The organism is Streptomyces sp. NPDC050732, assembly GCF_040654255.1.
In the GTDB taxonomy this organism is placed as follows: domain Bacteria; phylum Actinomycetota; class Actinomycetes; order Streptomycetales; family Streptomycetaceae; genus Streptomyces.
This window is the reverse complement of record NZ_JBFAHP010000004.1, coordinates 1-24,150: the sequence shown is the minus strand read 5'-3', so window position 1 is coordinate 24,150 and position 24,150 is coordinate 1. Positions and strand designations below refer to the sequence as shown.

The window sequence follows — 24,150 nt, the reverse complement described above, 5'->3', positions numbered from 1 at the left end:
TTTCGCCGGATCTCGGGCACTCTGGGCAGATGGGAGCGTGGGAACTCCTGCTGGTCGGTGTGGTGATGCTGCTCGGCCTGTGCGGAGTGCTGGTGCCCGGCGTACCGGGGTCGTGGCTGGTGTGGGCCGCGGTCCTCTGGTGGACGCTGCAGGACCCGGACGCCCTCGCCTGGGGCATCCTCGTCGGCGCGACGGCCGTGCTGCTCGCGTCGCAGGCCGTGCGCTGGCAGCTGCCGCCCCGGCGGCTGCGCGAGAGCGGCGCCACGCGCCGGATGGGCGTCTTCGCCGGGGTCGGCGCGCTCATCGGGTTCTGTGTGCTCCCGGTGATCGGGGCGATCCCCGGCTTCGTCGGCGGGATCTACACCGGGGAGCGGCTGCGACTCGGCGGCCACGGCGAGGCGGTGACGGCGACGCGGGCGGCCATGCGGGGCGGCGGCGGCAGCGTGCTGACCGAACTGTTCGCGTGCCTGCTGATCCTGGGGGCGTGGCTGGGGGCGCTGATCTGGGGCTGAGTCGGCCGGGGCGGTGACCCAGGCCCCTCATCCCGGCCGGTGCCGCTCCTCCTGCCAGGTCGATGTCGATCTGGTCCCTGATGAGCTTATGGGTGCCGCCCTCGGGGTCGTGCGGTGCGGGCGCCTCCCGCACGGCGGCGGGCGGCTTCCGGTGATCCGTGGGAAAGGCCGCTCCGGTCGTGCCGGCCAGCACGGCCGCGGCGGCCGCGGCGATCACGGCTCGGCGGATACGTCTGTACGCCATGGGCACCTCCACCAATCGGGTGATGCCGCAGTCTCCCTCTCCGGGATGAGAGGGCCTCTTAAGAAGAGGTGGAGGACGCCAGGGACAGGTGGCGCAGAGCGTACGAGCGCCAGGGGCGCCACGAGTCGCGGGGCGGTTCCGGGGCGCCGGGCAGGGCCACGTCGGGGTCGCCGAGCGCCCGCATCCGGATGACCGCGGCCGTCCTCGCGTCCAGGCCGGGCAGGGCGCGCAGCGCCGCCTCGGCGTCGTCGCGGTCGGCGCCCGCGTCCAGGCGCAGGGAGCCGTCGGCGAGCGCCGTGGCCAGTGCGCCCAGCGGGCCGGGCTCGGCGGCCAGCTCGGCCGGGGCCGGGAAGACGTGGGTGAGCCGCCCGCACGCCGCGTCCAGGACCTTGCCGTGCCGGGCCACGAGGCGCTCGGCGCCCTCCCGCCCCACCAGCGCACGCACCGCGAACTCGTCGGGGTCGGCGGCGCCCGGCGACCGCAGGCCGGGCCGGGCGGCGACGAGCGGGGCGAGCCGCGGGTCGGCGCCGAGCCGGTCGTCCACGGCGTACGGGTCGGCGTCCAGGTCGAAGAGGCGGCGCAGGCGCTGGACGGCGGTGGTGAGGTCGCGCAGGTCGGTCAGGTGCAGCCGGGCGTCGAGCCAGCCGCCGCGGTGCAGGGCCCCGCCACTGCCTGCCCCGTCGGCGTGCGCCTCCTCGACGGCCACGATGCCCGTGCCGTACGGCAGCCGGAGCGTACGCCGGTAGGTGCGGGTGCCGCGCTCGCCGGTGACCTCCTCGATCCCGGTGACCGCCTCGCCGGCGAGCAGGTCGAAGACGGCGTCGGCGCGGTAGGGGCCCCGGTGGGCGAGGCGCAGCGGGATGCCGGCGGCGGGGGTGGCCCGGGCGGCGCCGCGGCGGGGGGCGGCGGCGCGCAGGGCGGTCGGTGTCAGCGCGTACACCGCCTTGATGGTGTCGTTGAACTGCCGGACGCTGGCGAACCCGGCGGCGAACGCGATCTCCGTGACCGGCAGGCCGGTGGTCTGCAGCAGTACGCGGGCGGTGTGCGCGCGCTGCGCCCGCGCCAGGGCGACGGGTCCCGCGCCCAGCTCGGCGGTGAGCTGGCGCTGCACCTGCCGGGCGCTGTAGCCGAGGCGCACCGCGAGCCCGGGGACGCCCTCGCGGTCGACGACGCCGTCGCCGATCATGCGCATGGCGCGGCCCACCACGTCGGCGCGTACGTTCCAGTCGGCGGAGCCGGGCACGGCGTCCGGCCTGCAGCGGCGGCAGGCACGGAAGCCGGAGGTCTGGGCGGCGGCAGCGGTGGTGTAGTAGCGGACGTTCTGCCGCTTGGGGGTGACGGCGGGGCAGCTCGGCCGGCAGTAGATGCCGGTCGTCGCGACGGCGAAGAAGAACTCCCCGTCGAACCGGGCGTCCCGGCTGCGCACGGCCTCGTACCTGGTCTCTTCATCGATCACAGGTCCATTGTGGAGCGGCGGGGAGGCGAGGTCTGGCGGATTTCGGACACGAGGGTGACGGGCAGGGGCGCATCCCCCGCCCGCCCCGGGGCGCAGCCCCAGGGGCGCGGGGAACTGCGCGCCCAGCCACGACGAACCCGCAGCTGCCCGCCGACCGCACAGCCCCGCCGCCCCCACCGCTCAAGCTCAGCGCGAGCGCCCCCGCTTGATCTCCAGCGCCGCACGCCCCTCCGCGCCCCGCAGCCGCCACTGGCGCCGCATCTCCGCGCGTGCCCGCGCGTCGGTCTTGGCGACGATGCGCTGGTTCTCGCGGATCAGCTTGCGGTAGCTGTCGAGGCGGCGTTCGGGCAGGGTGCCGTCCTCGACGGCGGCGAGCACCGCGCAGCCGGGCTCCGCGGCGTGGGCGCAGTCGTGGAACCGGCAGTCGGCCGCCAGTTCCTCGATCTCGGAGAAGACCAGTCCGACGCCGCTCTCGGCGTCCCACAGGCCCACCCCGCGCAGTCCCGGCGTGTCGATGAGGACGCCGCCGCCGGGCAGCGGGATGAGGTTGCGGGTCGTCGTGGTGTGGCGGCCCTTGCCGTCGACGTCACGGATCGCCTGGACCTCCATGATGTCGGCCCCGGCGAGCGCGTTGGCCAGCGTCGACTTGCCGGCGCCGGACTGGCCGAGCAGCACCGACGTGCCGCCGGATACGACGGCGGACAGGACGTCGACGCCCTCTCCGGTCGCGGAGCTGACCGGCAGCACCTGCACGCCGGGCGCCGAGGTCTCCACGTCCTCGACGAGATGACCGAGCGTGACGGCGTCCGGCACGAGGTCTGCCTTGGTGAGCACGACGACGGGCTGCCCGCCCGACTCCCAGCCGAGGGCGAGGAAGCGCTCGATCCGTGCGAGGTCGAGCTCCGCGGTGAGCGGCACCGCGATGATCGAGTGGTCGACGTTGGCCGCGAGGACCTGCCCCTCGGACCGCTTGGAGGAGGTGGACCGTACGAAGGACGTGCGCCGCGGCAGATACGCCTGTACGTAGCGGGGGTCGGCGCCGTCCGGGTCCACGGCGACCCAGTCGCCGGTGCACACGACCTTCAGCGGGTCGCGCGGGGTGACGAACTCGGTGTCGGCCCGCACGGGTCCGCCGGCGGTGACGACGTCGCACTGTCCGCGGTCGACCCGGACGACGCGCCCGGCCACGAGGCCTCGCGCCGCGTACGGAGCGAACTCGGTTTCCCAGTCGGCATCCCAGCCGTAGGCGGCGAGGGGGTGGGGAACGGACGAACCCTCAAGAGAGGAAGAAGAGAACAACGAGGAAAACAAGGGGTGACCCTTCACAGGGTGGCCCCGGCACACACGCGCACTGTCGGCGCGGAGGGATTCAGGTCAGCCGGAGGCCACGGAGGTGGACTTGATGAACTTCCGGATGCGGGCAGCGCCCATCGCAACGACAGCCATCGGTCTACACCTCCACTTTCCTGCACAACCTCGACGGACCAGGGCGGCCGACCGGCCACCTGGCAACACGCAGAGCCTAGCCACACCCCTGCCCGGACCACCACTGTTTTTTCCGCTCCCCGGTCGATACCCACAGCGCGAGGCCGAGGGCGCTGAACGTGGCGCCCAGGATGCATACGGCGGGCCAGCCGGCGGCCGCGTAGAGGGAGGTCGCGGCGAGGGCGCCGGTGGCGCTGCCGACGGAGTAGAAGACCATGTAGCCGCCGATCAGGCGGCTTCCCGCCGCCGGGTGCAGGGCGTAGATCAGGGTCTGGTTGGTGACGTGGACGGCCTGCACGGCGAGGTCGAGGAGGATCACCCCGGCGGCCAGGGCCCAGAGCGAACTGCGGGTGAAGGCCAGGGGCAGCCAGGAGAGGGTGAGCAGCGCCAGGGCGATGCCGGTGGTGCGCCGGGAGAGGCCGCGGTCGTTCAGGCGGCCCGCCACGCTCGCGGCCAGGGCACCGACGACGCCGACCAGCCCGAACGCCCCGATCTCGCTGTGGGAGAGGGAGTACGGCGCTTCGCTGAGCGGCAGCGCGACGCTGCTCCACAAGGTGCTGAACGCGGCGAAGACCAGCAGGCCGAACAGAGCCCGCAGGCGCAGCAGCCGTTCCCGCGCGAACAAGGTGACCGTGGAGCGCAGGAGTTGTCCGTAGCGCAGGGTCGTCGGCGGAGCGGCGCCGTGGCGCGGCAGTACTCGGTGAAGGACCAGCGCGAGCAGGGCGGTGAGCGATGCCGAGGCGACGTAGACGGAGCGCCAGCCCGCGAGATCGGCCATGAGGCCGGACGCCGTGCGGGCGAGCAGGATGCCGATGACGACGCCGCTGGTGACGAGGCCGACCACCCGGCCGCGCCCGGCGGCGGGCGCCAGTGACGCCGCGAAGGCCACGAGTGTCTGGGTGACGACCGCGAGGAGCCCGGTCGCGGCCACTCCCGCGAGCAGCATCGCCGCCGTGGGAGCGGTGGCCACCACTCCCAACGCCACCACGAGGAGAAGGAGTTGAGCCACGACGAGCCGTCTGCGGTCGGCCATGTCGCCCAGCGGGACGAGGAAGAAGAGTCCGAGGCCGTAGCCGACGTGCGTGAGGGTGACCACGCTGCCGACGAGTGCGGGGCTCATGGCGAGATCGTGGCCCATGGTGACCAGGAGCGGCTGGGAGAAGTAGACGTTGGCCACGGCGGCGCCGCAGGCGACGGCGAACAGGATGACGACGCCACGGGACAGCACGTACGCGGAGCCCTCCCCGCCTCCCCTCTCGGTCTCGGTCTCAGTCCGTTGTGGCACGGACGCGCAGTTGCCGGACATGGGGCTCCCCTCCGCACATCGGGTTGCATCTTGCCACCAGCGGGTGACGGCGCCGACGGTAATCGCTTTGGTAGCATGTTGCAACCAGCCTGAGAGTCATGACAGTGAGGGACGCCATGGTGAGCAGGACCCGCTTCGACGACAGCGAATGCCCCGTCGCCCGGTCGGTGGACGCGATCGGCGACTGGTGGTCCCTGCTGATCGTGCGGGACGCCTTCGACGGGAGCCGCCGCTTCGGGGAGTTCCAGCGCAGCCTCGGCGTGGCGAAGAACATCCTCACCGCGCGCCTGCGCACGCTGGTCGCCGGCGGCATCCTCGACTCCGTGCCCGCCTCGGACGGCAGCGCCTACCGCGAGTACGTACTGACCTCGAAGGGCGAGGCCCTCTTCCCCGTCATCGTGGCCCTGCGGCAGTGGGGCGAGGAGAACTTCTTCGCCCCCGGCGAACCGCACTCGGAGCTGGTCGACCGCCGGCAGGGACAGCCCCTGCGCACACTCGACGTGCTGGCCGCCGACGGGCGGCGGCTGCGCCCCGACGACACCGTCGTGCACAAGCCGGCTCCCGGCGGCGGGAGTTGAGGCCGGGGGCCCGGCCTCGCCGTCAGCCGCGGTCCTCCGCGAGCGGCCGGTGCGCCACGAACACCAGCTCCCGGCCCGGCCGGTCCGGTGCGTCGCGGACGGCGTCCAGTACGTAGCCCTGCGCGGCCAGGTCCGCCTCGACCTGCGCGCGGTCGCGGAAGCGCAGCGTCGAGTCCGACGTCAGCACCTCGCCGTCCGCGGCGAAGACGTAGGTCCAACGGAACGACACCAGCGGCCCGTTGACCTCCGTCACCTCCACCCAGCTCTCGACCGCGCCCACACCCGGGACCTCCGTGACGCCGTGCGAGGCCTCGCGGTTCCAGTTCTCCCAGCCACGCCGTGCCGGGTCCCGGGTCTCGAAGACCAGGTGCCCGCCCGGGCGCAGCGCCTCGCGGGCACCCCGCAGGGTCTCGCGCCACGCGCCCGGGTCGGTGATCTGCTGGGCGACGTTCGCGGTCATGGTCGCGAGATCGACGCGCAGCGGTGGCAGCGCCGTCGCGTCGCCGTGCAGCCAGCGCACCCGTTCGCCGCCCGGCTTGGCGCGGGCCACGTCGAGGGAGGCCGCCGCGGGGTCGACGCCGACGACGTCGATGCCGCGCGCGGCCAGCAGCAGCGCGAACACGCCGGTGCCGCAGCCGATGTCCAGGACCTCACGCGTCCCGAACTCCTCCGCCATGCGGAGATACGGGTCGAGGTCGCCGCGGTCGGGGTCGAGCACGTCGTAGAGCGCCGCGAGGCGGGGGTTCCCGAACTCCGCGGCGACGGGGCCGTCGGCGCTATCGATGTTCTCGATGCCGTGAGCCATGCGGTGCCTCCTCAGCAGGTACCGCGAGCGGCGCGTGCGGCGCGCCACTCGGGTGCCAGTACCGACCAGATCTCGGTGTCCTGCCGTACGCCCCGATAGGGGTCGCTCTCGCGCTGAAGCCCCTCGCGGCTCATGCCCAGCCGCTTGGCCACGTTGACGCTCGGGGTGTTCTCGGGGGCCACCAGCCACTCCACCCGGTGGATGCCGCGCACCTCGACCGCCCAGTCGACGACGGCGCGCACCGCACGGGTGACCAGGCCGCGCCCGGCGGCGTCCGGTTCCAGCCAGCAGCCGACTTCGCAGGTGCCCGCCGCCGCGTCGAAGGCCCGGAGGAGGACACCGCCGACGAGCCGCCCTTCGAGCCGGATGCCGTACAGCCGGCCGGTGTCTGCCGCGGCCTTGTCGGCGTACACCTGGAGCCAGGCGCGCGCGGAGTCCAGGTCGGCCGTGATGTCGGGGAGTCCGACGTAACGGCCGATGAAATCGCGGCCACGGTCCATGTGCGCGAGGAACTCCTCGGCCTGCCAGGGCTCCAGCGGCCGCAGTTCGGCTCCGTCGGCTCCGTCGGCTCCATCGCCCAGGGGTATCGCGAACATCCTCTTCCTCCACAGTGGCCGCGCGGTCGCTCCGGATCTTCGCACGACGGTCCGCGTACTCGGCCGGAATTTGTTCGTCGACAGCGGCCGACGGCTGCCTCGGGGAGGGGAAAAGGCCATGGCTCGCCGCCCCGGACGCGCCGGGCCGCCACCGAATGGCCCCGGAGTCCTAGACGCAGACAGGTTGAGCGGAGGGGGCTGTTCCGGACAGATGTGGCGCTCCGGCGATCTGGCCGGTCTTGTCGTGGACGACTTAGTTGCCTCAGCCATCCAATGGGGGTGGATCAGGGACGAACTGCGCTTGCGAGGTACTTCCATGACGGAGACAACGAAGCCGACCGCAACCATCGCCTTCCCCCAGGACCGCACGTGCCCGTACCACCCGCCCACCGCCTACGCACCGCTGCGCGAGGACCCGCCGTTCTCCCGCGTCAGACTGTTCGACGGCCGCTCCGTCTGGCTGGTCACCGGCCGGGCCGCGGCACGTGAACTGCTCGTCGACCCGCGGCTCTCCGCCGACCGCGAGAACGCGGCCTTCCCCATCCCGACCGAACGCTTCGCCCGGCAGCGCGACCGCCGCGTCGCCCTGCTCGGCGTCGACGACCCGGAGCACAGCACACAGCGCCGGATGCTGATCCCCAGCTTCTCCGTCAAGCGCATCGCGGCCCTGCGACCGCAGATCCAGGCGACGGTCGACCTGCTCCTCGACGACATGGTCGAACAGGGGCCGCCCGCCGAGCTGGTGAGCGCGTTCGCGCTGCCCGTCCCCTCGATGGTCATCTGCGCCCTGCTGGGGGTGCCCTACGCCGACCACGAGTTCTTCGAGGAGCAGTCGCGGCGGCTGCTGCGCGGCCCCACCGCCGACGACACCCAGCGGGCGCGGGAGGAACTGGACGCGTACTTCTACGAGTTGATCGACCTCAAGCGCGAAGAGCCGGGCGACGGGCTGCTCGACGAGCTCATCCAGCGGCAGCTCGCGTCGGGCGCGGTGGACCGGGAGGAGCTGGTCAGGCTCGCGACCATCCTGTTGATCGCCGGGCACGAGACCACGGCGAACATGATCTCCCTCGGCACGTTCACGCTGCTCCAGCACCCCGAGCGGTTCGCCGAACTGCGCGCCGGGCTGCGCGCCGACCCGCCGCTGATGCCGGCCGCGGTCGAGGAGCTGCTGCGCTTCCTGTCCATCGCGGACGGGCTGCTGCGGGTGGCGAAGGAGGACATCGAGACCTCCGCCGGCACCATCCGCGAGCACGACGGCGTCATCTTCGCCACGTCCCTCATCAACCGTGACGGCACGGTGTACAAGGGCCCGGAGGACCTGGACTGGCACCGTCCCGACCGGCACCACCTCGCCTTCGGCTTCGGCATCCACCAGTGCCTGGGCCAGAACCTCGCACGGGCCGAGATGGAGATCGCGCTCGGGACCCTCTTCGAGCGCCTGCCGGGGCTGCGCCTCGCGGCGCCTCCGGAGGACATCCCCTTCAAGCCCGGCGACACGATCCAGGGGATGCTCGAACTCCCCGTCACCTGGTAGGGGGCGGCCGTGGAGCTGGAGCGCGTGACGATCCACGTCGACAAGGACCGGTGCGTGGGCGCGGGCATGTGCGCGCTCACCGCGCCGAGCGTCTTCACCCAGGACGACGACGGCCTCAGCGAGGTGCTGCCCGGCCGCCGGGACGGCGGCGGGGACCCGCTGGTACGGGAGGCCGCGCGGGCGTGCCCGGTGCAGGCCATCAGCGTCGAGCCGAGCTGACCTCCCGTCAACCCGGCGGTTCACCAAGCGACTTCACTCGCCGAGCGTGGCCGTGAAGCTCCTGCCGTACGCATGGTGCGTGTCCACTTCGATGCGGGTGCCGCCGGGAGCCCTGCGCACCCGGATCTGCGGGTCCGCGGTCACCTTGCGCAGGGGGCGGCCGCGGAGCAGGACCGTCACGGTGCTCCGGTCCGTCGTCGGATCGGACACCGCGACGGAGACCGTCCCGCGCCGCCCCTTCGCGGCCTCGCGGCGCACGATGACCGAGGCAGGGCCGTGCACGCGCAGGCCCGCTGTCTCGTGCCATCCCCGGGTGAAGGCGTTGGCGGCCGTGATGCCGAGCCCCGCGTGCGAGACGACTTGCAGGTGACGGGAGTTGGCGAGGACCTCGATCGGCCCGTGGCGGTGGGCGCGCAACCGGTCGTCGTCGGCGTTCGGCACCAACGCGTAGGCCAGGCGCGCGGGCCGGGCGCCCGCCGCCCCGTCGACGGTGACGCCGAACACCGAACGCGTCACCTGCGTATCGGGGTTGGCGGTGCGCACGACCCTGCGGCTGCGGGTGACCCGGTCCAGGGAGACCCGCACCCGTGGGGTGTCGAGGAGGACATAGCCGACCGCGGTGCCCTCCGTGGCATTGGCGTAGCGCAGCCAGCGCAGGTCGGCGGTGCCCGGGCCGGTCCAGGGGCGGCCGTCGCGGAGCGCGCCGGTGAGCGTGATCCGGTCGTCGGCGGCCGCGGTGCGGGCGTCGATCGTCGTGGTGACGGCCCTGCCCGCGGGGTCGCCGACGTCGGCGGCGAGCACCACGATCTCCTCGTCGAGCAGGAACCACGACTTCGTCGCCGTCGCGTTCCGGTACACCACGAAGTCGTCGGGCAGCAGCGCCCGGTCGCGGTACGCCGCGTCGTCGGACTGCACCATCCCCGCCGCGCCGTACGCCCCGAGGACGGCGCCGCCCGAGTACCGGTCGGTGCCGCGCGGGAAGTAGACGTACTTGTTCTGCGACTCGGAGGACGAGGTGAAATGGAGGGGGTGGCCGGGGTTGTCGTAGAACGGCTTGCCGTACAACTCCGGTACCGTACGCCGCTGTTCGACCGGTGCGGTGACGCCCGCGAGGCCGTACGGCGAGACGGTGGTGTAGTGGTCGACGCCGTACGCCCGGGTCTGGTCCTGCCCGGAGAGGTAGAGGTAGTACGCGCCGTCGCCCTGGAACCACGGCATGAGGTTCTCACCGCTCATGTACTCGTACTTGCTGATCCGGCCGGAGCTCCGCGCGAGCGCGAAGGCGTAACCCGGTCTGCGGTGCACGGTCTTGTCCATGGCGTTGAACGCGACGCTGCGCGCGGCCGGGTTGAGGTCGGCGGGCGGGACGGTGGTGTCGCCGAGGATGTCGGCGTAGCGGACGACGCTGACCGGTGAGACGAAGCGGGCCGGGTCGAGGGCGGTGCGCGAGGTGGCCCTGACGTGCTTCACGTAGCTCTTGAGGGCGGTGGCCGCGGCGCCCGTCGCGAGTGAGGAGAGGTCGACGACGGCCTCGACGACCACCGCCACGTCGGTGTACCCGGAGTCGGGGCGCGACACCGCCCGGCCCTTGACGATCTCCATCATCCAGCCCTCGAAGATCAGCGGGGCGAAACCGTTCCGTACCCAGCCGTACACGGTCGGCACGAGCTCCTCGCCGTGCGCGAACCCGGTGCCTTCGAGGATCTTGAGGGTCTGCACGACGCGGGTGAGCAGGCCCTTCCCGTACGAGCCGGTGTACGCGACGGACGCGTGCTGGATGAAGGAGCCGTCGGCGTAGTGGCCGTCCGTCACGCCGTGCCGCAGCCGGTAGGGGTCGATGGTGAGGAAGACCGTCAGCTGGTCGGTGAGGGCCTTGCGGATCCGGGCCTCCCCCGGCTCGCCGAGGAGCGCGCCCTGGAGGATCCGGTTGGTGGTGATGTCGGCGAGGTTGGCCCCCGTGTGGAAGCGCGAGTCGAGGTCCACGTCGCCGTCGGTGCCGTTGCGCAGGTAGGCGTCCATCGAGGCGACGTAGGCGGGCAGCAGGTCGGGGCGGTGTGCGGCCACGTCGTCGGCGAGCAGGACGAGCGTCCTGCTGACGTGCTGCGAGATGCCGATCTCCCAGTGGAACCAGTTGCCGTAGTAGCCCTTGGACTGGTCCCCGTAGTAGCGCTCGTGCAGCCAGGCGAGGCCGTCGATCACCCGGCGCCGCACGGCCCGGCTGCCGTACAGGTCGGCGGGGAGGCCGGGCGTACGGGTGGCGAGGGCGGTCTCGTACAGCCTGCGGTAGGCGGTGTTCAGGTTGGCCTCGTCGGTGCCGAGCACCAGGCCCGCGAAGAGCTCGCCCGCGCCCGCGTCGTCCATCGCCTTCAGGTTGGCCCGCGCGGTCCGTTCGACGGCGGCGAGCTTCGCGGCCGTCTCGGGGCGCGCGTTGGACGCGGCGGTACCGGCGAAGACCGCCACGGTATTGGCGAGGAGCCGGGCGCGGCCCGCCTCGCTCGCGGCGGCGGTCGGCCGGCCCACGGGGACCACCGCCAGGAGACCGGCGGCCGACAGGGCGGACAGCAGGCGTCTGCGGGTGAGCTCCATGGCGGCCTCCAACGACGACATACGGCGTACGGCATACGTGGCGTTCCGGGCGGCTTGGTACGTGGCGTTCCAGAGGGCGTGCGGCGAGCGGAGTCAAGCAGACGTCCCCACCGCGGACAAGGTCCCGGGCCGCGGTGGTGTCGCGGGTGGTGGAGAGCGTCCACCCGATCATGGTGCCGTGCACGGGGGGAAGGGGAGCGCCATGCCCGAGGGAGGCGCGCCGCGCACGGCGCGGCGGCGCACCTGGCCGGCGGCCTCCCTGCTCGTGGACTGCCCGAAGGGCTGGAGGGGCGGGGCCGGTCGACGCGGGACCTGCTCTGGTCGGCGGAGCTGCCGTCCGAGGCGGACGGGTACGAGACGGACGAGTACGAGACGGACGAGTACGACGTACCGAGGGCCGAGCGGCTCGCCGGCCGCCCGGGGGCGGCCTCCCTCAGCCCTGCCGAGTCCCGGCCCGCCCCGCGATGTGCGACGGCGGCGCGATCCCCGCCCGCAGCAGGGGGTCCGGCACCGGTTCGCCCCAAGTGGCCGTCAGCGGCAGGTTCCCCGCCCAGACGTCGAGCTCGGCGTCCGGGCCGTCACCGTCGTCCGGTGGACCTGCCGCCACCTTGACCGAGGCCTCCGCGAGGGAGAGGGCCAGCAGGGTGGTCGCGGCGAGTTCCTTGCGGCTGGGGCGACGGGCGTAGTCCCACTGGCCGGGCGTCGCGTGCTCGGTGAGGAGACGCAGGCCGCGCAGCTTCTCCTCGGGGTCGGTCACCCGGCGCGGGACGCCGTGGATCATCGCACTGCGGTAGCCGACGCCGTGCTCGAACACCGAACGGGCGAGTATCAGCCCGTCGATGTGCGTGACGGTGACGCAGACCGGCGCCTCGGGGTCCGCCGCCAGACTGCGGCTGGCGACGGACCCGTGCAGGAAGAGGTGGGTGTCGTCACGGCCGTACACGGTGGGCACGACCATCGGGTGGCCGTCGACGACGACGCCGAGGTGGCAGACGAACCCCGCGTCGAGGATCGCCTCCAGGTCGGCGCGGTCCAGACTCCCGTGCTCGCGCAGGCGGCGGTGGCGGGTGCGGTCGGTGACGGGCAGGGCTGCGGGGAGGGGCTGGGGCTGGGGCTGCTCATGGTCGTCGTTCACGACGGGACAAGTTACCGAGCGTCGAGGGCGGACGACGCGGACAGGGCGGCGATGGCTGCGGGCGCGTCCGGTGCGGATGAGGGTGCGGGTGCGGCGACCGCCGCCTCGGGTGCGTAGGGTGCGTCAGGCGCGGGGACGGCGACAGGCGTGGCGATCGCGGCGACGATGACGAGGGCGGCGACGGCACGCAGGGTCCACTTCAGCACGGTCGGGCTCCGATCTCAGTGTGTGACGGCACGGCATGTCATGGGTGGCGCCGCACGGCATGTCATGCGTGGCGCCGCACGGCACGGCTGTGATGCGTGCGGTTGCACGCGTCTTGAGCGTCGCCTTCCGCCCCGTACCCCCGCATCGTCCAGAAGTCGCGGCTACCTCCGCCCCGCGGGGGAGGCCGAGGCGGCCGCCCCCTGTCAGACGACCAGTACCCGGCGCCCGCGCGTATGGCCGGCCTGGCTGTCGATGTGTGCCGCCGCGGCATCGGCCAGCGCGTACGACGTGTCGACCGGGATGTGGAGCCTTCCCCGTGCGATGAGGTCGGCGGCCTCGGCGAGTGCGTCCGGCACGCTCCCGGCCGTGCCGGAGAACCGGACGCCGTGCTCCGGCGCCGTGAGGTCGGCGATGGAGATCACCTTCCGCGGGTCCCCGGTCAGCTCGACGAGTTCGCGGAGCACGCCCGAGCCCGCGAGGTCGAGGGCCGCGTCGACCCGGCCGAGCCCGCGCACCCGCTCGACCCATCCCTCCCCGTACGTCGTGGCGAGGGCGCCCAGGCCCCGCAGGTAGTCCTGGTTCGCGGCGCCCGCCGTGCCGATGACCGTGATGCCGCGCTCGCGGGCGATCTGCAGCACCGCCGATCCCACTCCCCCGGACGCCCCGCTGACCAGCAGCGTCTGCCCGGGCCGCACGCCGACCTCGCGGAGGACGCGCAGCGCGGTCTCCACCACGGAGGGGTACCCGGCCGCCTCTTCGAACGTCAGCCCCTCCGGCATCGGCGCCCACGCCGACAGCACGGCGAACTCCGCGTACGTGCTCGCCCCTTCGCCGAACACGTGGTCGCCGACCCGCACCCCTTCCACGCCCTCGCCGACCTCGTCCACCACCCCGGCGGCGTCCAGCCCGACTCCGGCGGGCAGCTCGGTCGGGTGGGCCGACAGGACCTGGCCCTCCCTGACCCGCCAGTCGACGGGGTTCACGCCCGCCGCCCGCACGGCGATGCGTATGTGGCCGGGGCCCGCGTGGGGCTCCTCGGCGTCGATGAGGTGGAGGACGTCCGGGCCGCCGAACTCGGCGAAGCTCACTTTCTTCATGCGGCGGAACGTAGCACTAACCGTTAGCGCTACACAACGGTTAGCTTTCCATAACGGTTACACCTTTGCATTTGGTAGCGTCAGCGCATGACCGCACCCGTGCCGACCGGACGCCGCGAGCGCAAGAAGGCCGCCACCCGCCAGAAGATCGCCGACACCGCCCTGCGGCTCTTCCTCGAACGCGGATACGAGGCGGTGGGCATCCGGGACGTGGCCGCCGAGGCCGATGTGGCCGTGACCACGGTCTTCTCCCACTTCGCCTCGAAAGAGGCGCTGGTGTTCGAGCAGGACGAGGACTTCGAACAGCGCCTCGCGCGGGCGGTCACCGACCGGGCGCCGCACGAACCGCTCGTCCCCGCGCTGCGCCGCGAGATCCACGCACTGGTGCGGCACTGCACGGCGGACGGCGCCGCCCCGATCTGGCGCATGATCGACGAGTCGGCCGCCCTGCGGAAGTACGAGGAGTCGATGCGGCTGCGCCACGCGGAGTCGCTGGCGACGGCCATCGCCGCCGAGCCCGGCCTTTCGCGGACCGCGACGGCCTGCCGGGCGATCGCGAGGTTCGCGATCGACGCCTTCTCGGTGGCCCGCGAGGCGGACGACCCCGAGGCCGCGGTGGACGAGATCTTCCGCATGATCGAAGCGGCCTGGGAGGCCACCGGCCCTTCCTGAAGACAGGCTCCGAGGGGCCCGTGGCGTGGCGGGTCCAAGTCGGGGGCGAAGAATCCAACGACTTCCGGCCCGGGACGATGGCGGCCCCCGGCCCCCGCGCGGTCTCATGGAGCCCATGGAGCTTCCCCACCACGAGGACGTGTCCCCCGGCACCGGCGCCCTCCCGCCCCGCGCGTGGTACGCGACGTCGGACGCCGCCCGCCTCTCCCTCAACGGCCCATGGCGTTTCCGCCTCTCCCCCACGGCCGACGCCGAGGACGACGCGTTCGCCGCCGACGGGTACGACCCCGGCGCCGCGGACGCCTGGGGCGAGATCGCCGTGCCCGGCCACTGGGTGCTGCAGGGCCACGGCGCGCCCCACTACACCAACCAGCTCTACCCGTTCCCCCTCGACCCGCCCCGCGTGCCCACCGAGAACCCGACCGGCGACCATCTGCGCCTCTTCGACCTGCCCGCCGACTGGCCGCGGGACGGCGCCGCCGTCCTGCGCTTCGACGGCGTCGAGTCCTGTGCCCGCGTCTGGCTGAACGGCACGGAGCTCGGCGACTTCAAGGGTTCACGGCTCCCCCACGAGTTCGCCGTCGGCGAGCTGCTGCGGCCCGAAGGCAACGTCCTCGCGGTCCGCGTCCACCAGTGGTCCGCCGGTTCCTACCTGGAGGACCAGGACCAGTGGTGGCTGCCGGGCATCTTCCGCGACGTGACGCTGCTGCACCGGCCCGAGGGCTGCGCCCGCGACTTCTTCGTCCACGCCGCGTACGACCACCGCACGGGGACGGGCACTCTCCAGGTCGACTCGGAGGTCCAAGGGCGCGTCACCGTCGCCGAGTTGGGCATCGATGTACCGACCGGCGAGCAGGTCACCGTCGCCGTCGAGCCGTGGACGGCCGAGACGCCCCGGCTGTACGACGCGACGCTCGCCACACCCGGCGAGCGGATCCCGCTGCGGATCGGCTTCCGCACGGTCGCCGTCGAGGACGGCCTCATCAAGGTCAACGGCCGTCCCGTCCTCTTCCGCGGCGTGAACCGCCACGAGTTCCACCCCCGCACGGGCCGCGCCCTCGACCTCGAAACCATGCGCGCCGACGTGCTGCTGATGAAGCGTCACAACATCAACGCCGTCCGCACCAGCCACTACCCGCCGCACCCCGCCTTCCTCGACCTCTGCGACGAATTCGGCCTCTGGGTCGTCGACGAGTGCGACCTGGAGACCCACGGCTTCCAGGCGGTGGGCTGGCGCGGCAACCCGGTCGACGACGACCGCTGGACGCCCGCCCTCCTGGACCGCGCCGCCCGCATGGTCGAGCGCGACAAGAACCACGCCTCGGTGATCCTCTGGTCGCTCGGCAACGAGTGCGGGACGGGCCGCGGCCTGACCGCCATGGCCGAGTGGATCCGCGCCCGGGACGGCAGCCGCCTCCTCCACTACGAGGGCGACGCGTCCTGCGAGGACACCGACGTGTACTCCCGGATGTACGCCGACCACGCCGAGGTCGAGCGCATCGGCCGGGGCGAGGACGAGGGACCGAAGGAGCGGCGCCGGCTGCCGTTCATCCTCTGCGAGTACGCGCACGCCATGGGCAACGGACCCGGCGGACTCAGCGAGTACCAGCGGCTGTTCGAGACGTACGGCCGGCTCCAGGGCGGCTTCGTCTGGGAGTGGATCGACCACGGCATCGCGCACCCCGCGTACGACTACGCGTACGGCGGTGACTTCGGCGAGGAGCTGCACGACGGCAACTTCGTCTGCGACGGCCTGGTCTTCCCCGACCGGACGCCGTCCCCCGGTCTCGTCGAGTACAAGAAGGTGGTCGAGCCGGTCCGGATCGAGGGCGACGGCCGCGCGGGTACGGTCGCGATCACCAACCTCCACGACTTCGCCGGCCTCTCCCACCTCGCCTTCACCTGGTCGTACGAGAAGGACGGCACGACCGTCGCGGACGGCGTCCTCACGGTGCCGCCGGTCGGCCCCGGCGAACGCACGGAGGTGAAACTGCCGCCCCCGCCGCCCAGGAACCCGGACGCCGAGACGCAGTGGACGGTGCGGGCGTCGCTCGCCGAGGACACCGCGTGGGCACCGAAGGGCCATGTGGTGGCGTGGGCGCAGCTGCCCGTCGAGTACGGCATGGTGCTGCCCGTGCCCGGCGGCGCAGCACCCGTGCGCGACGCGGGCGGCCGGCGCGTCACGCTCGGTGCCGCGGACTTCGACGCCCGCACCGGCTCGCTCCTCACCTTCCACGGCCGCGAGGTCAGGGAGCTGCGCCTCGACGTGTGGCGGGCCCCCACCGACAACGACAACGGCATGCCGTGGCGGCCCGAGCCGTCCGTGGCCTCGCTCTGGCGCAGGCACGGCCTCCACCGGATGCGGCACCGCGTCGACTCCGTCGAGACGACCGGCGAAGGGCTGACCGTACGGACCCGGGTGGCGCCCGCGGCGAGCGACCTGGCGCTGCGCACGGAGTACCACTGGGCGTCGGACGGCGGCAAGCTGCTGCTGCGGATGTCCGTGACGCCGGAGGGCGACTGGCCCGTGCCGCTGCCGCGCCTCGGCATCCGCTTCGGGCTGCCCGGCGCGTCCGGGCGGGTGCGGTGGTTCGGCGGCGGGCCCGGCGAGGCCTATCCCGACACCGCGGCCGCCTCGCTGATCGGCGTCTGGGAGTCGGACGTCGACGCGATGCAGACGCCGTACGTGCGCCCGCAGGAGAACGGGGCCCGCCCCGCCGTCCGCTGGGCGGAGGTCGGCGGGCTGCGCGTCGAGAGCGACGGCGCCCCCGCGTTCACCGTCCGGCGCTGGACGACCGAGCAGCTCGACGCCGCCCGGCACCGCACCGACCTCTCGCCCGGCGACACGGTCTGGGTCAACCTCGACATCGCCCGGCACGGCATCGGCACGCAGTCGTGCGGCCCCGGCGTCCTGCCGCAGTACGAACTCCGCGCGACACCCCGGCCGTCCTCCCTGAGCTGCGTCTTCTCACTGTTCGACGACTGAGCCCGGGGAGCACCGAACCGGGCGCCGTCCGGTCACCCGTCGGTCGTCAGGCGTTCCCGCAGGAACTCGACGACCCGTTCGCGCGCTGCGTACGCGGGGTGGCCGGGCTGCTCGCGGACCTCCTCCGTGAGGACGGAGTGCGCCGACTTCGCGAAGCCCGTCGGGTTGCCCGGCGACGAGTCCAGTTCGACGACCTCGAACGCGTCGCCGAAGTGGCGGCGCAGGGTGGCGAAGCGGTCGCGCGGGACCAGCTTGTCCTCGCTGAAGCGCAGGCCGAGCGCGCACAGGCCGTCGCTCCTGGTGCGGGCCACGACCGTGTCGAACTCGGCGCGGGACAGGCCCGGGTCGACCCGCCGCGCGGCGCTCACCGGGAGCGGCAGCGAGGGCTGGCTGAGCACGGGGGCGAGGACGGCCTCCTCCGTGGCGGCGGCCAGCGCGAAGCCGCCCGTGAAGCACATGCCGATGACGCCGACGCCCGGGCCCGGCGTGCGGGACGCCAGATCCCGGGCGAGCGCGCGAAGGTGGTCCGCGAAGGGGCGCCGGGCGTTGGTGGCGAAGGCGCGGAACTCGGCGGCGACGCAGACCCGGCCGAAGACACCGAGGACGTACGGTGTGGAGAGCGGGCGGCCCGGTTCGCCGAAGGGGGACGGGATCGCGACGGTGAAGCCCTGTTCCACCAGGTGCTCGCCGAGACCGAGGACACCGGGATGCACACCGGGGATCTCGGGAACCAGGACGACGCCGGGGCCTGTCCCCTTCTCGTAGACATCATGCGTGAGGCCGGCCCCCGTGAACGGGGTCACATGCCATCCTGTGAGGTCCGCTGTCGGTTCCGAACCGGGCACGGCGCTCACTCCCTTTCGTCACAAGTGCCTGATGGGTAAGTGGAGTTCATGCCTACAGCACCCATGCGCGGAAACACAGACCCCACCGGTCGGCCCGGGCGGCTCGTGGCGTGGCTGGGCACATTCGGTCCCGTCGCCGTGGGGTACGCCGTCTTCCAGGCGCTGGTGGGACTGCTGCCCGACGGGCTCTTCGGGGACACGGCCCGCTATTCGCTGGCCGTGGTCAGCGGCCTCGGGACGGGGATCTCCGCCTGGCTGGCCGGTGCGCTGCTGCGGGCGCGGGCGTCGGCCGCCGACAGGGCGGACGACAGGGCGGGCGGTGACCTGGGCGGGGTTCCTTCGCCGCGCCGCCCTGCGGCGGGGGTGGCCGCCGGCGCGGCGGAACCGGTGGTGCCGGGACCGCTGCCGGGGCTCTCCGCCGCCACGTACACCACGCTCGCCGACCGCCTCGCGGTCTTCGACGACCCGCTGCGCGGCCGCCTCGTGGGCTGGCCGCACGCCCTCGACGAGCAGTCAGGACCGGTGCGGCCGACTGCGACCGGCACCGCGTACGGACTGCACATCGCCCTCGAACTCGGCATGCCGGACGGGAGGTTGCGCGCGTCCGAGCTCGTGCGGACGCTGTGGCGGCTGCGGCTGCCCGAGGGTGGCTGGGCCGCCCGCTCGCAGGGCTCGGTGGGGCGCCCCGAGGTGACCGCGCTCGTGCTCGGCGCACTCGCCCGGGCGGGCGCCGACCCGCACCTCCTCGCCACGGAGGCGGAGCGGTGCACCGAGCGGTTCAGCCACGAACTGGAGCCCGCCGGTGTGGAGTTGACGCACGTCGTGACCACGATGCTGCGCGGGCTGCTGCGCGCCGCGCCCGACTCGCCCGCCCTGCCGCTCCTGCGGGACGCGCTCGTCGACGGGGCCGTCACCGATCCGGCGCGCGGGCACCGGCGCTGCTGGGGCTCCCGGCTCACCCCGCCGCGCGGCAGGGCGGTGGCGCCGTCGGCCGTGCACACCGCGCAGGCCGTCGTCGCCCTCGACCGGGCGGCGCGGGTGCTCGGCGAGGACGCGAACGCCCGCGCCACCCGCGAGGAGGGCATCCGCTGGCTGCTCTCCTGCCCCGGGCCCGCGCACGACGGCTGCGACGACCTGGAGAGCGGTCACGAGACGGTGCGCCGTCCGCACCCCGTCGACGCCTCGCGCCACGAGGTGCTCTCCGTGCGGCACTTCTCGGCGGCCTGGGTGGTGCGGGCGCTGCTCACCCCGGACGTCCCCGCGGTCGCCGCCGACGAGGAGAGGGAAGCGGTCCGGCAGGAGATGCTGGCGGGTGCGGTCGCGTCCGTGTGGCGGCAGCAGGACAACGGGATCTGGACGTGGGGCGGGGTCGATCTCGCCTACCCGCTGTGGATGACCTATCAAGGCCTTTCCGCCCTGCGGGCGCATGCCGTATGGATGTATCAGCCGGGCGGCTGAACGCCGGCGGGCGCGTGGACGAGGGGGAGAGTGCATTGGGCGGTCGGCACGTCCACGACGCGGAGCGGCTCCTGGCGGAGACGCTGGACCGGTCGACGGGGGACGAGCTGCTGCGGGCGGCCCGCGCGGCCGTCGCCGAACTGGGCGCCCCGGGGCGCCTGGTGCCGCTGATCCGTGAGCTGGCGGGCGGCACGGGCGACCCCTCGGGACGCGCGCTCCTCTCGTACCGCCACATCCTCGGCTTCGACAAGCTGCTCCTGATCGACGGCGGCCCGCGCCACATGCTGCGCGCGCACGTGTGGCATCCGGGCCGGGACACGCGCGAGGACATCCACAACCACCGCTCCCCGCTGGCCTCCTACGTGGTGCGGGGCGCCCTCGGCGTGGACCTGTACGAGCGCGCGGGTCCCGCCGCCGGCGAGGGGGTCGCGACGTCCTGGTACCGGGAGTCCCTCGCGGGCGAGGACGGCGACTGGCTCCTGGAACCTGCGGGCGGGGCGCGGCTGCGCCTCACGCAGACCGCGCTGTACGCGGCCGGGAGCGGCTACGCGCTGCCGCCGCACGTGCTGCACCGGGCGTGGTGCGCCTCGCCGGGGCCCGCGGTCTCGCTGTTCCTGGAGACGGGGGCGGGGCGGCGGCGGTACACGGACGTGTTCGCGGGGCCGGACGTGGGGGGCCGGGCGGTGGCGAAGAAGCCTTTGGAGGTGAACGACTATCTGGCGGAGCTGTCGACGCTGGCCGAGCTGCTCGGCTGACGCGTCGCTCAGGCGAGGGCCTGGCGGACGATCTCGCGGTTGTAGTCGTCGATCCGGACCGTGCCGAGGTCGGCGGGGGCGAGCCAGCGGTGGTCCTGGTCGGGCAGGGGCAGGGTCACGTCGAAGGTGAGGGGGCGGACCAGGAAGTTGTCCTGCCAGTTCTTCACCTCGTGCCCGCGGTAGGTGCTGACGAAGGAGGACTCGCCGACCTTGCGGAGGACCTGGCCGAGCAGGCCCGTCTCTTCCTTGAGCTCTCTCAGGACGCCGTCCCCGGGACTCTCCTCGGGCTCCAGCTTCCCGCACGGAACACCCCACACACCGGGCAGGAATCGCTCGGTCCGGCTGCGTCGCACGAGCAGCACACGGTGGCGGTGCATCACGACGGCCGCCGCGAGCCGGTTGTCACCGGGATAGTCCATGCCTTCCAACGTAGCGGGGATTCGGGGGCCGTGACAGTCGGGCTGTCCGATTCCTTCAAGACCTGGCGCGGAACCGCTGCCTACGCTGCCGGGCATGAACAGCACACCGAAGTCACCCGCTCCCCGGTTCGACCTGATCGGTCTCGTCGTCTCCGACCTGGCCGTGTCGCTCGCCTTCTACCGCCGGCTCGGCCTGGAGTTCCCCGCCGGGTCGGAGAGCGCGCCGCACGTCGAGGCGGCGCTCCCCGGCGGTCTGCGCCTGGCCCTCGACACGGAGGACACCATCCGGTCCTTCCACCCGGGCTGGCGGCCGCCCGCGGGTGCGGGCCGGATCGGGCTCGCCTTCCACTGCGGCACGCCCGCCGGGGTCGACGCCGTGCACGAGGACATGACGGGCGCGGGGTACGTGAGCGAGCTCAAGCCGTTCGACGCGCCCTGGGGCCAGCGGTACGCCGTCGTCCTCGACCCGGACGGCAACGGCGTCGACCTCTTCGCGCCTCTGGGCCAGTAGGCGACTCAGCGGCAGCCCCGTGAATTCCCTGACGTCACGAGCGAGATGGGCCTGGTCGGCGAAGCCTGCGGCGGCGGCCGTCTCCGCGTACGGCAGGCCCGCGCGGGCCAGTGCGAGGGCCCGCTGCAGGCGCAGCACCCGGGCCAGCGTCTTGGGGCCGTAGCCGAACGCGGGCAGCGAACGGCGGTGCAGCAGACGGGCGTTGACGCCCGCGTCCGCCGCGGTCCGCGCGACCGAGTTGCCCGCGCTCAGCGACCTGACGACGTGGGCGATGAGCGGGTCCGGGGGCTCGGTGGCGGCGGCCCGGTCCTTCGCGACCGCCTCCAGGGCGGCCACGGGGTCGCGCGCGGCGTCCACGCGCTCGGTGAGGCGGCGCGCCTCGGCCGCGGTCCACAGGTCGGCGAGCTCCACCCGCCGGTCGCGCAGTTCGTGGGCGGGCACGCCCAGGAAGGCCGGGGCGGTGCCGGGACGGAAGCGGATGCCGACATACCGTCCCGGCCCGCCCTCAGGGTCGTACGCGCGGGTGTCGGGACCCGCGACGAACAGCCTGCCCTCGGTCCACAGCAGGTCCATGCACCCGTCGGGCAGCACCGGCCGGGTGGCGCCGGGCACGCCCGTGGCGACCCGGGTCCACACGACCGCACCACGCACCGCGGCCGGCCGCTCCCGGTAGCCACCCGCACCACCACCCCCGGCCTCCTCGCCCCTCACGCACAAAAGGCTACGCCGCCCGGCCACTGCCTCCACGGGACCGCCCCCGCACGCGCCGAAAAGCTACGCCGCGCGGGTGCGGTGTTCCTGGGGGCTGATGCCGTGGACCCGCTTGAAGGCGCCGGAGAGTGCGAACGCGCTGCCGTAGCCGACTCTGCGGGCTATCGCGCCGATGGTCAGCTCGCTGTCGCGCAGCAGGTCGGCGGCGAGCGCGAGCCGCCAGTTCGTCAGGTACGTCATCGGGGGCTCCCCCACGAGCTCCGCGAACCGCCGGGCCAACGCGGCCCGTGAGACGCCCGCCTTCGCCGCGAGGTCCGCGATGGTCCAGGGGTGCGCCGGGTCGTCCTGGAGCAGGCGCAGCGCGCGGCCCACGACCGGGTCGCCCAGCGCCAGGTACCAGGCGGGGGCCGCCGCCTCGGGGCGGGAGAACCAGGCGCGCAGCGCGGCGATCAGGAGCAGGTCGAGGAGCCGGTCGAGGACGACGTCCTGGCCCGGTTCGTCCTTGCGGATCTCGTCGGCGAGCAGCGGTGTGAGCGGGCAGTCCCACACCTCGGTGGGCAGCACGAGCAGCGGCGGCAGCGCGTCGAGGAGGCGTCCGGTGAGCTCGCCCCGCAGCTGATAGGTGCCGATCAGCATCTCCACGGAGCCGTCGTGCGACTCGCCCCAGGCGCGCGGGCCCAGGTCCCGGTAGCGCGCGACGGGGGCGCCGTCGAGCGGCACGCACTGCTGCCCCGGCCGGATCTCGGCGAAGGGCACGGTGGTGACCTCGCCGGCGCAGGTGTAGTGGCCGGGGCCGCGGGCGATGGCGAGGTCGCCGGGGCCGATGCGCTGGGCGGGCGCCCCGTCCGCGGGGACGATCCAGGCGGTGCCGCGCACCATGACCATGACGGAGAGGGGCGCCTCGTCCGCGATGCGGACGGACCAGGGCGGGTCGAAGAGCGCGCGGATCATGAAGGCGCCGCGCGCCCGCGGTCCTTCCAGCAGTCCGGCCAGTACGTCCATGACGGCAGCGTAGACGCACGCGTATGGGGGTGAGCTCCTCACCGATGGTCCCTCGACGCGCCCGCCGGTTGACTGCCGTACATGACGAACACGGGGAACACGACGGACATGGCGGGCATGACGGTTCTGGTGACGGGGGCGAGCGGGCGGGTGGGCCGCCGGGTGGTGGAGACGGCCGGGGCCGCGGGCCTCACGGTGCGGGCGGCTTCGCGGTCCGGCGCGGTGCGGTTCGACTGGGCGGACCGGTCGACCTGGGCGGACGCGCTGCGGGGCGCGGACGCCGCGCACCTCGCGTATCTGCCGGACGTCGGGGCGCCCGGCGCGGCCGAAGCGGTCGGCGCGTTCGCACGGCAGGCGGTCGCCCTCGGCGTACGGCGGCTCACGCTGCTCTCGGCGCGGGGCGAGGAGCAGGCGCACGCGACGGAGCGGGCCGTGCGGGAGTCGGGGGCGGAGTGGACGGTGGTGCGGGCCAGTTGGTTCGCGCAGAACCTCAGCGAGGGCCCGCTGCTCGACGGGATGCGGGGCGGGGAGCTGGTCTTCCCGGCCGGTGAGGTGCTCGAACCCTTCATCGACACGCGGGACATCGCGGACGTGGTGGTGGCAGCGCTGACCGGTGGCGACCGGTTCGCGGGCCGGACCCTCGGCCTGACCGGGCCGCGGCTCCTCTCCTTCCGGCAGGCGGTGGCGGAGGTCGCGGCGGCGGCCGGGCGGGAGATCACGTACGTGCCGGTGTCGGCCCGTGAGTACGGGGCCGCTCTCGCCGGGTTCGGGGTGCCGGCCGGGGAGGTGGAATTCCTGGTCGAGCTGTTCGAGACGAACCTCGACGGCCGCAACGCGAAGCTCTCGGAGGGGGTGCGGGAGGTACTGGGCCGGGAGCCCAGGGACTTCGCCGACTTCGCCCATGAGTGCGCCGGGGCCGGTACCTGGACGTCATGAGCCCCGGCCCCCGGGGGGGAGGTTCCGGGGCTCCGCAGGCCCGGCTGCGGGTGGGAGGGGGCTGAGCGCGCAGTTCCCCGCGCCCCTGACAGGGC

General features: G+C 73.7%; 22 protein-coding genes and 1 pseudogene. 10 read left to right on the top strand and 13 right to left on the bottom strand.

Annotated elements, in window-relative coordinates; all coding sequences use genetic code 11:
- The first annotated feature begins 29 nt into the window (after positions 1 to 29).
- A complete protein-coding gene (locus AB0H82_RS04940; RefSeq protein WP_362988876.1) occupies positions 30 to 512 on the top strand; it encodes a DUF456 domain-containing protein in 483 nt (160 codons plus the stop codon).
- A gap of 302 nt (positions 513 to 814) precedes the next feature.
- Here AB0H82_RS04940 and AB0H82_RS04935 read toward each other — a convergent pair whose 3' ends face one another.
- The 3 genes from AB0H82_RS04935 to AB0H82_RS04925 all read right to left on the bottom strand — a co-directional run bounded on the left by AB0H82_RS04935 (position 815) and on the right by AB0H82_RS04925 (position 4,925).
- Positions 815 to 2,212, bottom strand: coding sequence for an AlkA N-terminal domain-containing protein (locus AB0H82_RS04935; RefSeq protein ID WP_362988874.1), 1,398 nt, complete (start codon positions 2,210 to 2,212; stop codon positions 815 to 817).
- Between the two features lie 186 nt (positions 2,213 to 2,398).
- A complete protein-coding gene (rsgA, locus tag AB0H82_RS04930) occupies positions 2,399 to 3,511 on the bottom strand; it encodes a ribosome small subunit-dependent GTPase A (RefSeq protein ID WP_362988872.1) in 1,113 nt (370 codons plus the stop codon).
- Between the two features lie 223 nt (positions 3,512 to 3,734).
- Positions 3,735 to 4,925: an MFS transporter gene (locus tag AB0H82_RS04925; protein ID WP_362989257.1), complete on the bottom strand. Its 1,191-nt coding sequence runs from the start codon at positions 4,923 to 4,925 to the stop codon at positions 3,735 to 3,737.
- 194 nt (positions 4,926 to 5,119) lie between these two features.
- Between AB0H82_RS04925 and AB0H82_RS04920 the strand changes: the two genes are divergently transcribed.
- Positions 5,120 to 5,581 (top strand): helix-turn-helix domain-containing protein, encoded by a 462-nt coding sequence (locus tag AB0H82_RS04920; RefSeq protein ID WP_362989255.1) that lies wholly within the window; start codon positions 5,120 to 5,122, stop codon positions 5,579 to 5,581.
- 22 nt (positions 5,582 to 5,603) lie between these two features.
- Here the strand turns inward: AB0H82_RS04920 and AB0H82_RS04915 are convergent, their stop codons facing one another.
- The gene (locus AB0H82_RS04915; RefSeq protein ID WP_362988870.1) at positions 5,604 to 6,386 is read right to left on the bottom strand and encodes a class I SAM-dependent methyltransferase; all 783 of its coding nucleotides are present in this window, start codon (positions 6,384 to 6,386) and stop codon (positions 5,604 to 5,606) included.
- A gap of 11 nt (positions 6,387 to 6,397) precedes the next feature.
- Positions 6,398 to 6,982 carry a GNAT family protein gene (locus tag AB0H82_RS04910; RefSeq protein ID WP_362988868.1) on the bottom strand — a complete coding sequence of 195 codons (585 nt, stop codon included), beginning with the start codon at positions 6,980 to 6,982 and terminating at the stop codon, positions 6,398 to 6,400.
- 316 nt (positions 6,983 to 7,298) lie between these two features.
- On the opposite strand from AB0H82_RS04910, the gene AB0H82_RS04905 reads away from it, so the two are divergent.
- Together AB0H82_RS04905 and AB0H82_RS04900 are read left to right on the top strand one after the other, a co-directional pair.
- Positions 7,299 to 8,516 carry a cytochrome P450 gene (locus AB0H82_RS04905; protein WP_362988866.1) on the top strand — a complete coding sequence of 406 codons (1,218 nt, stop codon included), beginning with the start codon at positions 7,299 to 7,301 and terminating at the stop codon, positions 8,514 to 8,516.
- 24 nt (positions 8,517 to 8,540) lie between these two features.
- Positions 8,541 to 8,735: a ferredoxin gene (locus tag AB0H82_RS04900; RefSeq protein WP_362989253.1), complete on the top strand. Its 195-nt coding sequence runs from the start codon at positions 8,541 to 8,543 to the stop codon at positions 8,733 to 8,735.
- A gap of 33 nt (positions 8,736 to 8,768) precedes the next feature.
- Here AB0H82_RS04900 and AB0H82_RS04895 read toward each other — a convergent pair whose 3' ends face one another.
- From AB0H82_RS04895 to AB0H82_RS04880, 4 genes are all read right to left on the bottom strand, one after another.
- On the bottom strand, positions 8,769 to 11,321 hold the full coding sequence (locus tag AB0H82_RS04895) for a polysaccharide lyase family 8 super-sandwich domain-containing protein (protein ID WP_362989251.1): 2,553 nt from the start codon (positions 11,319 to 11,321) through the stop codon (positions 8,769 to 8,771).
- A 433-nt stretch (positions 11,322 to 11,754) separates the two neighbouring features.
- The gene (locus AB0H82_RS04890; protein WP_362988864.1) at positions 11,755 to 12,456 is read right to left on the bottom strand and encodes a pyridoxamine 5'-phosphate oxidase family protein; all 702 of its coding nucleotides are present in this window, start codon (positions 12,454 to 12,456) and stop codon (positions 11,755 to 11,757) included.
- Positions 12,457 to 12,467: 11 nt separating this feature from the next.
- The gene (locus AB0H82_RS04885) at positions 12,468 to 12,662 is read right to left on the bottom strand and encodes a hypothetical protein (RefSeq protein ID WP_362988862.1); all 195 of its coding nucleotides are present in this window, start codon (positions 12,660 to 12,662) and stop codon (positions 12,468 to 12,470) included.
- A 204-nt stretch (positions 12,663 to 12,866) separates the two neighbouring features.
- Entirely contained in the window at positions 12,867 to 13,760 is an 894-nt protein-coding gene (locus AB0H82_RS04880) for an NADP-dependent oxidoreductase (RefSeq protein WP_362988860.1), read from the bottom strand.
- An 87-nt stretch (positions 13,761 to 13,847) separates the two neighbouring features.
- Here AB0H82_RS04880 and AB0H82_RS04875 point away from each other — a divergent pair, with 87 nt between their 5' ends.
- Positions 13,848 to 14,432, top strand: coding sequence for a helix-turn-helix domain-containing protein (locus AB0H82_RS04875; protein ID WP_362988858.1), 585 nt, complete (start codon positions 13,848 to 13,850; stop codon positions 14,430 to 14,432).
- Between the two features lie 115 nt (positions 14,433 to 14,547).
- Complete coding sequence (locus AB0H82_RS04870) at positions 14,548 to 17,418, top strand: glycoside hydrolase family 2 TIM barrel-domain containing protein (RefSeq protein ID WP_362988856.1); 2,871 nt, start codon at positions 14,548 to 14,550, stop codon at positions 17,416 to 17,418.
- A gap of 32 nt (positions 17,419 to 17,450) precedes the next feature.
- Here the strand turns inward: AB0H82_RS04870 and AB0H82_RS04865 are convergent, their stop codons facing one another.
- Positions 17,451 to 18,221, bottom strand: coding sequence for a dienelactone hydrolase family protein (locus AB0H82_RS04865; protein WP_362988855.1), 771 nt, complete (start codon positions 18,219 to 18,221; stop codon positions 17,451 to 17,453).
- A gap of 90 nt (positions 18,222 to 18,311) precedes the next feature.
- Between AB0H82_RS04865 and AB0H82_RS04860 the strand changes: the two genes are divergently transcribed.
- Complete coding sequence (locus tag AB0H82_RS04860; protein WP_362988853.1) at positions 18,312 to 19,721, top strand: hypothetical protein; 1,410 nt, start codon at positions 18,312 to 18,314, stop codon at positions 19,719 to 19,721.
- Between the two features lie 35 nt (positions 19,722 to 19,756).
- Positions 19,757 to 20,476: a hypothetical protein gene (locus tag AB0H82_RS04855; protein WP_362988851.1), complete on the top strand. Its 720-nt coding sequence runs from the start codon at positions 19,757 to 19,759 to the stop codon at positions 20,474 to 20,476.
- A gap of 8 nt (positions 20,477 to 20,484) precedes the next feature.
- Here the strand turns inward: AB0H82_RS04855 and AB0H82_RS04850 are convergent, their stop codons facing one another.
- A complete protein-coding gene (locus AB0H82_RS04850) occupies positions 20,485 to 20,895 on the bottom strand; it encodes an NUDIX hydrolase (RefSeq protein WP_362988849.1) in 411 nt (136 codons plus the stop codon).
- Positions 20,896 to 20,989: 94 nt separating this feature from the next.
- On the opposite strand from AB0H82_RS04850, the gene AB0H82_RS04845 reads away from it, so the two are divergent.
- The gene (locus AB0H82_RS04845; RefSeq protein WP_362989249.1) at positions 20,990 to 21,406 is read left to right on the top strand and encodes a VOC family protein; all 417 of its coding nucleotides are present in this window, start codon (positions 20,990 to 20,992) and stop codon (positions 21,404 to 21,406) included.
- Here AB0H82_RS04845 and AB0H82_RS04840 read toward each other — a convergent pair.
- A pseudogene (locus tag AB0H82_RS04840) lies at positions 21,401 to 22,117 on the bottom strand (DUF6597 domain-containing transcriptional factor); the annotation flags it as partial. The gene AB0H82_RS04845 and the pseudogene AB0H82_RS04840 sit on opposite strands and share 6 nt — an antisense overlap.
- A gap of 63 nt (positions 22,118 to 22,180) precedes the next feature.
- Entirely contained in the window at positions 22,181 to 23,119 is a 939-nt protein-coding gene (locus AB0H82_RS04835) for an AraC family transcriptional regulator (protein ID WP_362988847.1), read from the bottom strand.
- Between the two features lie 81 nt (positions 23,120 to 23,200).
- On the opposite strand from AB0H82_RS04835, the gene AB0H82_RS04830 reads away from it, so the two are divergent.
- Positions 23,201 to 24,055 (top strand): NAD(P)H-binding protein, encoded by an 855-nt coding sequence (locus AB0H82_RS04830; RefSeq protein ID WP_362988845.1) that lies wholly within the window; start codon positions 23,201 to 23,203, stop codon positions 24,053 to 24,055.
- Positions 24,056 to 24,150: the final 95 nt, after the last annotated feature.

Coding starts and splice junctions, on each gene's coding strand:
- AB0H82_RS04835 (WP_362988847.1), bottom strand. CDS start 23,119: ATGGACGTACTGGCCGGACTGCTGGAAGGACCGCGGGCGCGCGGCGCC.
- AB0H82_RS04915 (WP_362988870.1), bottom strand. CDS start 6,386: ATGGCTCACGGCATCGAGAACATCGATAGCGCCGACGGCCCCGTCGCC.
- AB0H82_RS04880 (WP_362988860.1), bottom strand. CDS start 13,760: ATGAAGAAAGTGAGCTTCGCCGAGTTCGGCGGCCCGGACGTCCTCCAC.
- AB0H82_RS04895 (WP_362989251.1), bottom strand. CDS start 11,321: ATGGAGCTCACCCGCAGACGCCTGCTGTCCGCCCTGTCGGCCGCCGGT.
- AB0H82_RS04905 (WP_362988866.1), top strand. CDS start 7,299: ATGACGGAGACAACGAAGCCGACCGCAACCATCGCCTTCCCCCAGGAC.
- AB0H82_RS04830 (WP_362988845.1), top strand. CDS start 23,201: ATGACGAACACGGGGAACACGACGGACATGGCGGGCATGACGGTTCTG.
- AB0H82_RS04870 (WP_362988856.1), top strand. CDS start 14,548: ATGGAGCTTCCCCACCACGAGGACGTGTCCCCCGGCACCGGCGCCCTC.
- AB0H82_RS04910 (WP_362988868.1), bottom strand. CDS start 6,982: ATGTTCGCGATACCCCTGGGCGATGGAGCCGACGGAGCCGACGGAGCC.
- AB0H82_RS04920 (WP_362989255.1), top strand. CDS start 5,120: ATGGTGAGCAGGACCCGCTTCGACGACAGCGAATGCCCCGTCGCCCGG.
- AB0H82_RS04860 (WP_362988853.1), top strand. CDS start 18,312: ATGCCTACAGCACCCATGCGCGGAAACACAGACCCCACCGGTCGGCCC.
- AB0H82_RS04875 (WP_362988858.1), top strand. CDS start 13,848: ATGACCGCACCCGTGCCGACCGGACGCCGCGAGCGCAAGAAGGCCGCC.
- AB0H82_RS04845 (WP_362989249.1), top strand. CDS start 20,990: ATGAACAGCACACCGAAGTCACCCGCTCCCCGGTTCGACCTGATCGGT.
- AB0H82_RS04850 (WP_362988849.1), bottom strand. CDS start 20,895: ATGGACTATCCCGGTGACAACCGGCTCGCGGCGGCCGTCGTGATGCAC.
- AB0H82_RS04940 (WP_362988876.1), top strand. CDS start 30: ATGGGAGCGTGGGAACTCCTGCTGGTCGGTGTGGTGATGCTGCTCGGC.